This is a genomic window from Amycolatopsis sp. cmx-4-54 (assembly GCF_046548895.1).
Taxonomy (GTDB): Bacteria; Actinomycetota; Actinomycetes; order Mycobacteriales; family Pseudonocardiaceae; genus Amycolatopsis.
Map to the genome: position 1 here is coordinate 327,603 of NZ_JAEBEJ010000004.1, position 13,489 is coordinate 341,091.

At 67.9% G+C, this 13,489-nt stretch carries 8 protein-coding genes; 4 read left to right on the forward strand and 4 right to left on the reverse strand.

Going from position 1 to position 13,489, the window contains the following annotated elements; genetic code table 11:
- Positions 1-697: 697 nt before the first annotated feature.
- Positions 698-1,057 (reverse strand): helix-turn-helix domain-containing protein, encoded by a 360-nt coding sequence (locus tag ACLJQ7_RS15410; RefSeq protein ID WP_410648885.1) that lies wholly within the window; start codon positions 1,055-1,057, stop codon positions 698-700.
- Between the two features lie 339 nt (positions 1,058-1,396).
- On the opposite strand from ACLJQ7_RS15410, the gene ACLJQ7_RS15415 reads away from it, so the two are divergent.
- The gene (locus tag ACLJQ7_RS15415; RefSeq protein WP_410648886.1) at positions 1,397-2,581 is read left to right on the forward strand and encodes a PQQ-dependent sugar dehydrogenase; all 1,185 of its coding nucleotides are present in this window, start codon (positions 1,397-1,399) and stop codon (positions 2,579-2,581) included.
- Between the two features lie 65 nt (positions 2,582-2,646).
- Here ACLJQ7_RS15415 and ACLJQ7_RS15420 read toward each other — a convergent pair whose 3' ends face one another.
- On the reverse strand, positions 2,647-5,619 hold the full coding sequence (locus ACLJQ7_RS15420) for a tetratricopeptide repeat protein (RefSeq protein ID WP_410648887.1): 2,973 nt from the start codon (positions 5,617-5,619) through the stop codon (positions 2,647-2,649).
- Between the two features lie 276 nt (positions 5,620-5,895).
- On the opposite strand from ACLJQ7_RS15420, the gene ACLJQ7_RS15425 reads away from it, so the two are divergent.
- Positions 5,896-7,113, forward strand: coding sequence for a hypothetical protein (locus tag ACLJQ7_RS15425; protein WP_410648888.1), 1,218 nt, complete (start codon positions 5,896-5,898; stop codon positions 7,111-7,113).
- Positions 7,114-7,412: 299 nt separating this feature from the next.
- Here ACLJQ7_RS15425 and ACLJQ7_RS15430 read toward each other — a convergent pair whose 3' ends face one another.
- Entirely contained in the window at positions 7,413-9,491 is a 2,079-nt protein-coding gene (locus tag ACLJQ7_RS15430) for a tetratricopeptide repeat protein (protein ID WP_410648889.1), read from the reverse strand.
- An 802-nt stretch (positions 9,492-10,293) separates the two neighbouring features.
- Between ACLJQ7_RS15430 and ACLJQ7_RS15435 the strand changes: the two genes are divergently transcribed.
- Positions 10,294-11,454, forward strand: a complete 1,161-nt coding sequence (locus tag ACLJQ7_RS15435; RefSeq protein ID WP_410648890.1) for a Cys-Gln thioester bond-forming surface protein — start codon at positions 10,294-10,296, stop codon at positions 11,452-11,454.
- A 54-nt stretch (positions 11,455-11,508) separates the two neighbouring features.
- On the opposite strand, the gene ACLJQ7_RS15440 is transcribed toward ACLJQ7_RS15435, so the two are convergent.
- Positions 11,509-12,252, reverse strand: coding sequence for an AraC family transcriptional regulator (locus ACLJQ7_RS15440; RefSeq protein WP_410648891.1), 744 nt, complete (start codon positions 12,250-12,252; stop codon positions 11,509-11,511).
- Between the two features lie 53 nt (positions 12,253-12,305).
- Between ACLJQ7_RS15440 and ACLJQ7_RS15445 the strand changes: the two genes are divergently transcribed.
- The gene (locus tag ACLJQ7_RS15445; RefSeq protein ID WP_410648892.1) at positions 12,306-13,481 is read left to right on the forward strand and encodes an MFS transporter; all 1,176 of its coding nucleotides are present in this window, start codon (positions 12,306-12,308) and stop codon (positions 13,479-13,481) included.
- The last annotated feature ends 8 nt before the right edge of the window (positions 13,482-13,489 follow it).

The window sequence follows — 13,489 nt, forward strand, 5'->3', positions numbered from 1 at the left end:
AACTTGATGAAACGCGATCCGACGAACCGGCGGGCGTCGCGGACCTTGACGGCGGCCGCACTGATCACCGGTCGCGGGCGGCAGCCGACGGGCCGACCCCACTTTCGTACCGGTGAGTAATCACCGAATGGTGTGAAGCTGTCGTCTTGAGGGGCCACTCAGAGGTGCTTTTACCGTCTTCCAGTACGCGTCATAGCTGAATATTCTTCGGAATTCCAGGCCCGTTCTTTATTGACCGTTCAGTAACTTCAAGCTGCCTGCCCTCGCGGCGCTGACGATCGCCGAGCACGGCCCGGATCGTCGGCGACCACTACGGGCAAAACTTGCGCGAGTGCAGAGCGAAACCGCACGTCAAACGTTCGTGTGGCGTGTCGCTGGCGGTGACACCACGGTCGAGTGGTGGCCCCCTTTCAGGGCTCGCCGGAGCATGAGTAACCTACCCCCAGTCGCCCACAAGGGGACTTCCCGCCAAAGCCAGCTCGATACGCGAAAGAGCTCTTCGCGAGCCTAAAGATCACACCTCATCCGGCTGAGCCGGCACGTACCGATACGCAGGAAAGGAGCAGGCCGGCGTGCGCCCGAAAATCTGGATCGTTTACGCAGTGTGACGAAGAAGGTCGTCCGCTGTGGCGAGAGCCTCGGCTCTCCGGGCGTCGTGCGCCTGGAAGCCGAGGCCTCGGATGTAGCGCGAGCGCGACTACTGCTGCCGTCCGCGAGGGCGGAGGACGACGCCTTCCGCGAGGAGGATTCGGCGGATCTGGTTGTAGCCCATGCCATGGATCTTCGCCAACTGCCGGATGCTCCGGCCCGCCAGGTAGGCATTGACGAGGCCGGGCGGCGTGGGCGGAAGCTGGATCTTCGGGGGCCGGAGCGTGACTCCGGCGGCCAGCAGGATCGTTCGCACTTTCCGGTAGCTCAGCGCGCAGCTCTCCGCCAAGCCTTCGATCGTCTCGCCGCCGTTGTAGCGACGGACGAGTTCAGCTTGCAGCGAGCCGGGATCGCTCTCGCCGCCCGTGGCGTCGGCATGATCCCCGGTAGTGTCGCCTTCTTCGGTCATCAGATCATCGCCGCCCGAACAGCTGATCGATCGTCATCCGACATGGGCCCTGGTCGCCCAGGCTTCATTCCGACCCTCCAGCCAAGGGCATGTACGCCTGGCCCTAAACCGCCGTCCGAGTGCTTCCCCTGGAATACGACGTCCACCATCGGCGTGTCGCCGACAGCTCGCGGGCGCATGACCTCCATTCCGGGGATGCCGGACCGCAAGCCCATACCTCGAAGGCGTTGATCCGTACGACGGAAACAAACCAACGGGAAGTTCGCGGATGGAGGTACCGCTGCTCCTCCGGTCGCTGTTGAATTGGACCAGACCATTCACTGGCGATTGGAGTCTCTCATGACGCGACGGCACCTCCGCCGGGGGTTGTCCCTGGTGGCCGGGCTCGTCTTGGCGGGAGCGATGCTTCCGACCGCGAGCAGCGCGGAGCCCCGGGAAGCGCGAGGTGTTCCGCTCGGCGAGCTGACCGCCACGGCGACCAAGGTCGCGTCCGGGCTGGTCAACCCGACCGCGATCACGGCGCTCAACGACGGCAGCGGCCGCATCCTCATCGTGGAGAAGAGAGGCGTCGTCCGGGCCTACCATCCCCGGACCGGGCTCGCCGCCAAGCCGGTTCTGGACATCAGCGACAAGGTGAACGGCGCGGACGTCGAGCGCGGGCTGCTCGGGCTGGCGATCGCCAAGGACAGGCGGGCCTACGTCGCGTACACCCGCAAGTCCGACAGTGCGGTGACTCTGTCCCGCGTCCGGCTGGACACCGGCGAGCTCACCGAGCTGATCACCCAGCCGCATTCCGAGTTCCCCAACCACAACGGCGGCCAGCTGGCGTTCAGCCAGGACGGGTATCTGTACTGGGGGATCGGTGACGGTGGTGGAGGCGGCGATCCGCTCGCCAGTGGGCAGCGCCTGGACACGTTGCTGGGCAAGATCCTGCGGATCGACGTCGACCGCGCGTGCCGTCCGCTGAAGTACTGCGTCCCGGCAGGCAATCCGTTCGTCGGCGTCGCGGGCGCACGTCCGGAGATCTGGTCGTACGGGCTCCGCAATCCGTGGCGGTTCTCCTTCGACCCGGCCGACGGTTCGCTGTGGATCGGCGACGTCGGCCAGGGCCGGTTCGAGGAGGTCGACCACCTCGCCAAGGGCAAGGGGGGCGCGAACTTCGGCTGGTCCTGCAAAGAAGGGCCGGTCGTGTTCGACGAGACGCGGTGCAAGGACGGCGTGACCTACACCGATCCGGTCTTCCACTACATCTCCGGCGCGGAAGGTTGCGCGGTGATCGGCGGGCACGTCTACCGCGGCAAGAAGTACGCGGCGCTGGCGGGCGGGACCTACCTCGCCACCGACTTCTGCCAGGGAACGGCCTGGGCCGTCCGCAAGAAGACCGACGGGACCTACGAAAGCGCCCGGATCGGCGAGTTCCCGCTCGACGCCACCACGTTCGGCACCGACCAGAACGGCGAGCTGTACCTCGCCGACGATCAGCCCGGCGGACTGCACCGGATCTCGTTCGCGCGCAAGGGCTGAACCGGTTTCCCGGCCGCGTCCGCCCGGCGCGGCCGGGGCCCAGCCCCGTCCGGGGCAACCGCCCCTCAGTCGCGATGTCCGCGCAGTATCCGGAGATGAGGCGAGGGCATCGCCACGGTGTCTCCTTCGCCTTCACGCGCAGCCGGAACAAGTGGTCCACGCGCGCCCAGTTCGGCCAGCAGGACCTCGATCGCCTCCGCCTTCGCCACCCGCGCCCGCCCGCGGTAGAGCTCCGCGGCGTCCCGCCACAACTTCCGCGCATCGTCGGGGTTTCCGTGATCACAGAGAACGGCGGCCAGGACGCCCAGGGCCCGCGCCTGTCCAGTCGCATGCCGAGTCCGGTTCGCATAATCGACCGCGCGATGCGCGTACCGCAGCGCCGCCCCGGCGTCACCTTCGGCGTGTCGCAATTGGGCGAGCACAGTGGTGAGCTTCATGATCGTCGGGAGGTCTTGGCTGGCCTCGATCAACGCTTCGCCGGCACTGCATTCCAGCGACGCTTCGGCAAGCCTGCCGAGCCGGACCAGCAACGCCCCGAGAGCGGCGTGCGCCCGCATCAGCTCAGTGGCATCACCGGCTTCGCGCCGGTGTCGCACGGCCTCCCGGTACAGTGCGAGCGCTTCCTCGTCGTGGCCGCCCATCTCGACCAACGCGTCGGCGAAGCGATGTTCCGCGCTGGCACACAACATCGGCTCGCCCAGCGCACGAACGGACGGAAGTACCTTCCGGTACCTTTCGACCGCTTCGGCCGCGCGACCGGCATGGAAATGCACACGGGCCAGGTTCAACCTGACCGTCGCCACGCCGACCGCGATCCCATGGGCGTCGACCAGTTCGAGCGCGCGCAGCAGGCACTTCCCGGCGGCGTCGTCGGCGCCGATGAGCATGTGCACGACCGCCAGATCGTTCAGGCACGAAGCCAGTGAGCCCACGTCTCCTTGCGCCGTCGCGGCGCGGACGGCGATGGTCAGCCCCTCGATCGCGTCGGGGTATCTCCCCTGCAAGATGAAGAATTCCGAGGCCATCGCGGGCAGGAGGTAGGAAATACCGTTGAGAACGCCTTCCGACGCCGCGCTGATCGCCATGATCGACGTTCGTTCCCGCAACACCCACTGCCGCGCTTCGGCGACGTTCCGGAACCCGGGCGTGGGCGCCGCCCGCACCATCGGAGGCAGGTTCAGCAGCTCTTTGTGCGGGAACTGCAAGCGATACGCGGCGGTGACCACGCGCAGGTAGAACTCGAACATCCTCCTTCGCGCGAGGTCCACATCGGACAACTGCGCGGCCAGGGACGCGGCGTACAAATGGAGAAGGTCGTGCACGCGATAGCGGTCGAGATCGGCAGGGTGCTCGATCAGGTGAGCGGCGACCAGTATGTCGAGTGAGCGGCGCACCTCCGACGCGGGGCGCCCGTCCGCGGCGGCGATCACGGCGGTGGTCATCTCGGCGCTCGGATGCAGGCCGATCAGGGCGAACACCCGCCGCTCGGCAGGCTGGAGGTCGTGATACGAAAGGGCGAAGGCGGACCTCAGGCTCATTCCCGGCCAGTCGCCCTCGTCGCCGAGGTCCAGCAGCAGTTCGGCGTCACGCAATTGGCTCGCCAAAGTCCGCATCCGCGTGCCCGCCCGCGAGACCGCGCGTTCAGCCACCAGGGTCAGCGCCAGCGGGTTGCCTCGGCACAGCCGCACCAGCTCTTCGACCCCCTCCGCGTCGTCTCGCGCGCGGTGACCGATTCGCCGGGTCAACAGGGAGGAGGAAGACCGGTCCCCGAGCGGGGCCACCGTGATCACCGGTGGCGTCAGCTTCGCCGACAAGGATTTCAAGCGCCACCGCGAAACGATCAGCACCGTGCACGACGACAGGACGCCCAGCAGCGGTGCGACCTGATCGGAGCTGCGCACGTTGTCGAGGATCACGAGCATCGAGCGCCGGGCGAGCATCGCCGACAGCTTCGCGGCACGCGCTATCGGATTGACCACTTGGTCGACCGGAAAGTCCAGCAACGACAAGAGTGTGTCGACTATTTCACCGGCGTCGGCCTTCGCGGCTTGACTGTCACCGCGAAGGTCCAGCATGACCGCGCCATGCCGGTACCGGCGTTCCGCGCGATGGGCCCATTTCGCCGCCAAGGTCGTCTTCCCGACACCAGGACCTCCGGTCACCACCACCGCGGCGCGTTTCGGCGCGCCGGCGGAATCGGTCGTGTAAGCGTCGAGCAGGGCGATCAGATCGGCTCTTCCCGCGACGTCGTCGACGTCCGGTGGCAAATGCCGGATCACGTGCTCGTTTCGACCGGCGGAATCGACCGGGACCGGTTTGCGTCGAGGAATCATCCGATCCGGCCGGATCAGCACCTTGTCGTTGACCGCTCGCAGTTCTTCCGCGGCCCTGGTCTCCCCCGCCTCACGGTAACGGGCATACGTCGCCCGAAAGAAGTCGGCGGCTTCGGCGGGCTGGTCGGCTTCGGCCAGTGCCCGTAATCGCAATTTCTCGAAACTCAGTTCCCTCGGATGCGCCTGTTCGAGTTCCGCCAGTTTCCGCACCGCGGCGTCGGCTTGCCCGGTCGCCAATTGCTCAGCCACAACGAACGCGTTGGCGGGGATCCACTCACTACGCTCCCATAAGGCACGCCATCCGTCGGCACGCTCGGTCCGGAGATCGGCCAAGGCTTCGTCCCGGCACAACCGGACCGCCGAAAGCGCTTCGACCAGCGCGCGGTCGTGCTGACCGAGTTCACGGAACCGGCGGGCCTTGTCCATCATGGCCTGGAAGCCGAAGTGATCGATCAGTGCCGGCTCGATCTCCAGCAGGCAACCCCCTTTACCCACACTCACCTTCGCGGGCACGGACTTCTCGTGGAACGCCCGGCGCAGCTTGGTCGCGTTCTGGTGAAGCGTCGAATGGGCGTCCTGTGGCGCCCTCTCGTGTTCTTCCCACACCCAGTCCACGACGACGTCCAGCGGCAAGCGACGGTTCGGCGCGGTCAGCAACGCGGTCAGCACCTGTCTCGGCCGAGGACCCGCCCAGTTCACATCCACATTCCCGTGCATTAGCATGGCCGTCTGCCCGAGAATTCCGAAAGCGATTTCTACGAGTGCGCCCCTTCCCCATGGCGAACCCGGGTTCGCCACCCCTGTCCCGCCGGATCATTTTTCCACCCGTTCGCGCGTAAGGCCAGGTCATCGGCTTAATTGTCAAACTTCGGCGATCATCGTTGATCATCTGTCAATGAACTGACAACCGGCCGAAGCCGTTTTCTCCACGATCACTCCCATGCTGACTGCGGATACCGGAGTTCGAACGAGGGGAATTTCATGACCGAGTCATCGTGGGTCCGCAGTCCGGTGGATGGTTCCGATCAGCACTGGGCGACACGCAAGGGCGTCAAATCCGTGCTGGTGATGATCCCGCACATCGTCGCCGGAAACCGGCTGCTCGATCTGCTCCCGCTCTTCGAGGCAGACCATCGTGTCCAGGCGACCTTCACCGTCCCGGAGTGGGAATCCTGGCGCGTCACTCACGACTTCGTGGAGGCCCAAGGTGGAATGGTCCTGCCTTGGGCGCAGGCCAAGCGCGGTGAATACGACCTCGTCCTGGCCGCCAGTCAGCGCGGCATCGACGAAGTCTCCGGGCCGGTGATGCTCATTCCGCACGGCGGGGGATTCGGCCAGTACCGGCCGTGGCGGCCCCCGGACGCCGGGCCCGGCTGGAGCCCCCAGGTCGGACTCGACGCGGGCCAGCTGATGCGGGAAGGACGGGTGCGCGCCGACTCGATCGTGCTCGTCCACGACCGCGAACTGGAGGTTCTCGCCGAGACCTGCCCTCGCGCGGTCCCCGCCGCTGTCGTCGCGGGAGACATCGCACTGGATCGGCTCACCGCCAGCCTTCCCTTTCGCGAGCACTACCGGAGAGGTCTCGGCGTCACCGACGACCGGCGGCTGGTGGTCGTCACCTCGACCTGGTCCGATCGCTCGGCCTTCGGACGCCATCACGACCTGTTCGAACGAGTTCTCGGTGAACTTCCCCCCGAAGACTTCCGCGTGCTCGGTGTTCTTCATCCCCAGATCTGGGCGCACCACAGCCGATGGCAGATCCGCAGCTGGCTGGCCGACAGCCTGCGGTCCGGCCTCGAGCTTTTGCGGCCCGAAGGGAGCTGGCGGGCCGCCTTGATCGCCGCCGATCACGTCATCGGCGACTACGGCTCCGTGACCGGTTACGCGGCGGGCATCGGCAGACCGGTGCTCTTGGCCGTGGACGGCACCGAGCCGTTGCTACCGGGCACGCCCAGCGCGGTCATCGCCGAGCACGCGCCCCGCTGGATACCCGGCAGCACTCTTCGCCCTTTGCTGCGCGAGGCGGAGTCCGTCGGCCTGGCCGAGCACGTCCGCGGGTTGCTGTCGTCGCGGCCGGGCCGCGCCGGAGCGATCCTGCGCACCGAGATGTACCGGCTTCTCGGCCTGTCCGAACCCGCCAGGGCCGTCCCGCTGTCCCCCGTGCCGATGGCGGAGGTGCTGCCGTGCCGGCCTCTGTAGCGCGGCTGCGCGTCACTGCCGAGTGCTGTCGCATCGACACCGAGGGAACCTCGTTCCTCTTGTCCGGTGCGAGCGACCGGACCCGCGCCTCCCTCGCCGACGTGCTCGTCCACTCAGTGCCGCACCTGGTCGCCGACGCCCGCGGCGTGATCGCCGGCGATTTCGACCGGCTGCCCGGTCTCACGATCGTCGCCGTCGCGTGTTCCCCCGGACGCTGTCTTGTCGGCGACCGCACGGGAGACGTGGCCGTCATCCGGTGCGAGTCCGCCGAACTGGCGGGCGCGGGGGCCTATCTGTGGTCACTCGCGGGACGCCGGCTCCGGCTGCTGCGGATGATCGCGCCGGGCGTCCAAGGCGGCCAACCGAGCGCGGGCCCGCTCCACCCGCAGCCCGCCGATCGGACCGCACAGGTCCAGCGCCTTGATCAGATGGCCACGAGCGGCGTCGAGATCACCCTCGAGCTCAGCGACCTCGGCGAACGCCACCAGCACATCGGACTGATAGACGGCCGAACCTGACTCGTCGAGCACCGCGGCGGCGCGTTCGAGTTCGCGTTTCGCCGCGGTGATCTCTCCCGCCCTCGCGTCGATCCGCGCCAGCGACAAAGTGACCTCGGCCTCGCCCTTCACATCGCCGATCTCCTTGAACAGCTCTTGCCCGAGGCGCAGGTGCCGGGCGGCGTCGGCGGTCCGGTCCCCCTGCAGCAACGCCTCGCCGATCCGCCGGTGCCGCTGGGCGACACCGCGGTCGATCCCGAGTTCCCCTTCGATCACGAGGCTTTCGCCGAAGAACCCGACCGCCCGCTCGAAGTCGCCACGACCTTGCGCCGCCATGCCCAGCTGGTCCAGGGCCACGGACTCGTTGTGGCGGCTCCCCGCTCCCCTTGCGAGTTCCGCCGCCTCGATGCATTCGCTTTCCGCGGCTTCGAACCGGCCCAGATCCAGATAGGCGCGGGCCAGCTGGCAACGCAACCGTGCTTCGGCGATCGCGTCGGCGCACCGGTGTGCCGCGGTGATGCCGACCTCGTGGGTCCGGATCCATAGCTGATAGTGCTTGCGGTAGAGGAAAAGTTCCCACAGGGCTTCGCACAGTTGCCAGGTGAGTTCGTCGTGCCGCAGCGCGAAGGTCTCGTCGAGCAGTTCGACGATGTCCGCGAGGCGTTCGTCCAACCACGTCAGGGCCTCGGCACCGGTGGCGAACAACGCCGGCGAATCCTCGTACCGGGCGCGCACGGTGCCGACCCGCCAGCGCATCGGGATCACCACCATGTTCGCGCGCGTCATCCGGTGCAGGTACCACTCCGCGATCCGCGGAACGACTTCGAACCGTTCGTCGTCGGGTAACGCCCGTGCGTGCAGCCGCACCAGATCGTGGAAGCGATAGCCGTCCTCGCCGATCTCCTCGAGAAGGCTCGCGTCCGCCAGCTCTTGGAGCCCGTCCGCGGCCTCGGCGTCGGAAACCCGCAGCGCGGCGGCCGCCGCTCCCACTTCGACCGTCAGGCCCGGGTACTCACCGACCAGCCGGTAGAGCCTGGCCGCGTGCGGCGACAGCGCCGAATACGACGAATCGAAAGTTGCGGTCAACGACGCCTCCCCCACCGGCGACAGCTTCGTCAAACGCAGCCGTTCGTCACGGAGCTCCGCCACCATCCTGGCCACCGGCCACTTCGGCCGCGACGCCAACCTCGCACCGGCCACCCGGAGCGCGATCGGCAGCCGGCCGCACAGGGTCACCAGTGTCGTCACGTCCGGAAGTTCGCCTGCGACCCTCGACTCGCCCACCGAGCGCGTCAGCAGCTCGACGGCGTGTTCCTCCGGCAGGGGCGCCATGTCGACGAACCGAGCGCCATCGGCGTGCAGGCCGTCCAGTCTCAGCCTGCTGGTGACCACCACGACGCAACCCGACGAAGCCGGGATCAACGGTCGAACCTGGGCAGCCGAGATGGCGTTGTCCACCACCAGCAGCAGGCGCATTCCCGCGGTGACGGTCCGGAACAACGCCGCTTGTTCGGCCAGTTCGACCGGCACTCGCTCCGGCGGGACCCCGAGTGCCCGCAAGAACGCTCCGAGCGCGTCTTCGGGCGGCACGGCCGTCTCCGGCGAGAACCCGCGCAGATCCGCATACAGTTGCCTCGACGGGAAGCGCCCGGCGTTCCGGACCGCCCAGGCGACCGCGAGCGCGGTCTTGCCCACCCCGCCGGGCCCGACCACCACCGTCACCGCGGGCGACCGGTCGACCGAGTCGTCCTCCGGGCCCGCCGCGGCGGCGTCGAGCGCTTCGAGTTCAGCGGTCCTGCTGGTGAAATGCGCGGGGACAGGCGGCAACTGCCGGGGAATCGGCGACCGCGTGACGGTCACCGAGGCGCCCTCATCTCCCATGACCGCACCCCGACCGGCGGCAATTCGAGCGCGAATTGCGCAGGCGCGATTTTTCACCTTCGAGAACAGAATTCCACGACGTGAAAAGTCGTGGGTCACGCGTCAAAGATCGCATGCTCGTGTCTCCCCACACGGCCATATTCTTTTGTCCGCGCAATGACCGGACACGGATCGTCATCGCGCGGCACTGCCACGTACACCCGGGAATCCCCGAACCTCCCTGTCTACCTCGCCGCGCGGTATCCCTCCCGGCATGGCCGGTACATCTACCCGAAAGAACCAAGGTGGGTGCCCACCGCGAACCCGTGATACACCTGAACGCAGGTGGCTCGGGGCCTATCGCCACATACTGTGATATCCGACACTTCAGGCCGCCGTCGATCATTTCCACGCCCGCCGCCGAGTGAAAGTGCGAACACGACGGAAAGAAGATCCGCGGCGGAGAAGAATGGTACCGGATTCGATTCGACAAGCCGCTCGATGACCCGCGGGGACAATTCCCTTTCGAGCGGCTCCCCCGCACACCCGGCCCGAAGCCGGCCTCGCGCCGCCGGCCGCAGCGCCCGCGGAGCTCACGCGCGACGGGTCCTCTACTCGTTCAAGATCGTTTCCCTGCCGTTCACCCGTCTCAGCGGGCAATTCGGACATGAGCATACCCCTGAGTAGCCACCCGTGAGACCTCTGTATGCTCCGCTCTCGCTCGATGGGATTAGTCATACCCCGATCGGGCGAGCCGTTGCGGTCGGGGCCTGTGGTCGCACACGGCACTGGCATTCGTGGTCCGTATCCGGATAGGAGACACATGCACGGCAGGTCAGTTCTGGTTCGCGGCGGGATCGCGGTGGCCTCCGCGGCCGTCGCGTTGACGATGGCCGCTCCGGCCGCCCTCGCCGACGACGGCGCGGCGCGCGGCCGGGTCATCGAAAAGGAAGGCGAACGCGGGTTCGGCATCAACTTCGAGAGCGGGGACCCCGCCGGCGCGGTGCTGTTCACGCTCAAGCTGTCCGACGGCAGCAAGCTCAAGATGTACTGCGTGCAGGTCGAGGTCAAAATGCGGACCGATCAGGACATGATCGAGCGTCCGTGGAACAAGTACCCGGACACCAAGTCGCCGTTCAACAAGAACAGCGCGAAGCTCAACTGGGTGCTGCACCACGGCTACCCGGCGGCGTCGGTGAAGGCGCTCGAAGGCAAGCTCGGCAAGGGCGACGTCAAGTTCAACGGTGGCCTGTCCGTCAAGGAGGCCATCACCGCGACGCAGGCCGCGGTGTGGCACTTCAGTGACGGCAAGGACCTGAAGCGCGCCAACCCGATTTCGGGCGAGGCCGCCGGAGAGTCCACCGCCGACGTGCTGGCGGTCTACGACTACCTCGTGGGCAAGGACAACGTCGGCATCGGCCAGCAGCCGAAGCCGACCCTCGACATCGGCCCGGCCAAGGCCTCGGGCGCCACCGGCACCCGGATCGGCCCGTTCAGCATCGCCACCAGCGGTGACATCACCGAGCTGACGAGCAAGCTGCCCGAGGGCGTCAAGGTCACCGACGCCGACGGCAAGGCGATCAAGGCCTCCGACGTCAAGGACGGCACCAAGATCTACGTCGACGTCCCCAAGGACGCCAAGGACGGCTCCGGCACCTTCTCGCTGAAGGTCAGCGGCCACCTCGACACCGGCCGCCTGTTCGTGGGCGAGAACTACGACAAGGTGCCCGCCCAGTCCCTGATCGTCGCGGAGTCCGAGAAGACCTCGGTCGCCGCGAACGCGATCGCGACCTGGAAGCAGGGCGGCGCGCCCGTCACCGAAACCCCGGCCCCCACCACCCCCGGTGGCGCCGAATCGGGTGGCGGCGACGAGCTGGCCAACACCGGTGCTTCCGCGACCATGCCGCTGATCATCGGCGGCGCGCTCCTCGGCGCGGGTGTGCTGATGGTGCTGCTGGTGCGCCGTCGCCGTAGCGAGGCGTAAGAAACCGAACGAAGAGCGGGGCCGGTCCTTTGTGGACCGGCCCCGCTTTCGCGTTCACCGGTCGTAGTGCGTGCCCGGCGTATGCCCGAAGGCGCGGCGGAAGACGTCGATGAACGCACTGGCGGACGACCAGCCGCAGGCATGCGCCACCGCGGTCACCGGGGTGTCCTCGGCCAGGAGGACCAAGGCGCGGTAGAGCCTCAACTGCGTGCGCCATTGCGGGAAGGACATGCCGAGATCGGCTTTGAAGAGCCGCGCCAGGGTGCGATCGCTCGCGCCCACCCGCGCGCCGAGTGCCGCCAGCGTCCGGTTGTCGGCAGGATCGGTGCTGAGGATCTCGCACAAAGCGCGCAGCCGCGGGTCGGCGGGCGTCGGCAGGTGCAGGGGTTGCTGAGGCGAGGCGCGAAGCCGATCGAGCAGGACCGCGCGGAGCCGCCGTCGTTCCGGGGTGTCGTCGTGTGGCGGATCGGTGTAGGCGCGGATGAGTTCGCGCAGGAGCGGTCCGACGGCCAGCACGCTCGGTTCGTTCAGCCGCAACGGGTTCACGGTGGCGGGCAGGCCGACGAGTCGGAGATCGAGTTCGCCGTGCGCCTGATGGGCGTGCACGGTCTCGGCGGGGACCCAGATAGCCCTTGTCGCGGGCGCGACCCAGGAGCCCTTGTCGGTGGTGATGGCCAGTACGCCACGCGCTGCGTAGACGACCTGGTGATCGTCATGGCGGTGCGCGTCGATCGTCGTACCGGAGGCCAGGGACCGGACCTGTGCCGGCGCCGCGGGCAGGTGGCGGATTTCCGTCATCGATTGGCATTTTATCGGAAGCGCGACACCGCGGCCGCGACGAGCATGGCGAGGTGTCGAAGAACAAAGCGATCGCCCTGCTGTCGGCCGGGCACGCGTGCGTTGACGTGTACCAGGGTTCGGTCGCCGCTCTGGTGCCGTTCTTCGGCGCCGAGCGTGCCTACGGATACGCGGCGGTGTCCGGCATCGTGCTCGCCGCTTCGTTGCTGTCTTCGGTGGCGCAGCCGTTGTTCGGCGCGCTGACCGACCGATGGGCGATGCCGTGGTTGCTGCCGTCCGCCACCCTCCTCGGCGGGCTCGGCATCGCCCTCGGCGGCCTGACCGACTCCTACGCGCTGACGCTGGCTTTCGTCGCCGTGTCGGGAATCGGGGTGGCCGCGTACCACCCCGAGGCCGCACGGATCGCGAGGATCGCCGGCGGTGGCAGGCATACCGCCATGGGCTGGTTCTCCCTCGGCGGGAACATCGGGTTCGCCGCCGCGCCCGTCCTCGTCGCCGCGGTCATGGCACTCGGCGGGCTGCGGATGTCGCCACTGCTCGTCGCCCCGGCGCTGGCCGGTTCCGTGCTATGCCTGCCCGTACTGCGCGCCCTCGCCAGGAGCGCCCGCGCCGGCGGCTCGTCGACCGAGGTGACGGGGGTCGACGACTGGAGCGCGTTCAAGAAGCTGTCGGCGGCCGTCGTCTCCCGTTCGATCGTGTTCGTCGGGTTGAGCACGTTCGTCTCGCTCTACGCCCAGCAGCGGGCCGGGGGCGGCACGACGACGGGGAGCGTCGCGTTGTTCCTGCTCTACGTGGGCGGCGCCGCCGGCACGTTGCTGGGCAGCAGACTGGCCGGACGCTGGGATCGCGTCACCGTGGTGCGGCGGTCGTACCTGGCCACCGTCGGCGCGGTCGCGGGCGTCGTTCTCGTGCCGGGCCCGGCGTTCTTCCCCTTCGTCCTGCTGGCGGCGGTAGGCCTGTACATCCCGTTCTCCCTGCAGATCACGCTCGCCCAGGACTACCTCCCCACGCGGGTCGGCACCGCCAGTGGTGTCACCCTCGGGCTGACGGTCAGCATCGGCGGTCTCGCGAGCCCCGTCCTCGGCACCGTCGCCGACCACACCTCCTTGCGGACGGCCTTGATCCCGTTGATCGCACTGCCGTTTTTGTGCTGGATCACAACCCGCACCCTGTCCGAGCCGTGTTCCGTCCCAACGCGAGCGAAAGAAACGTCAATATCGCGCGATTAATGATGTAC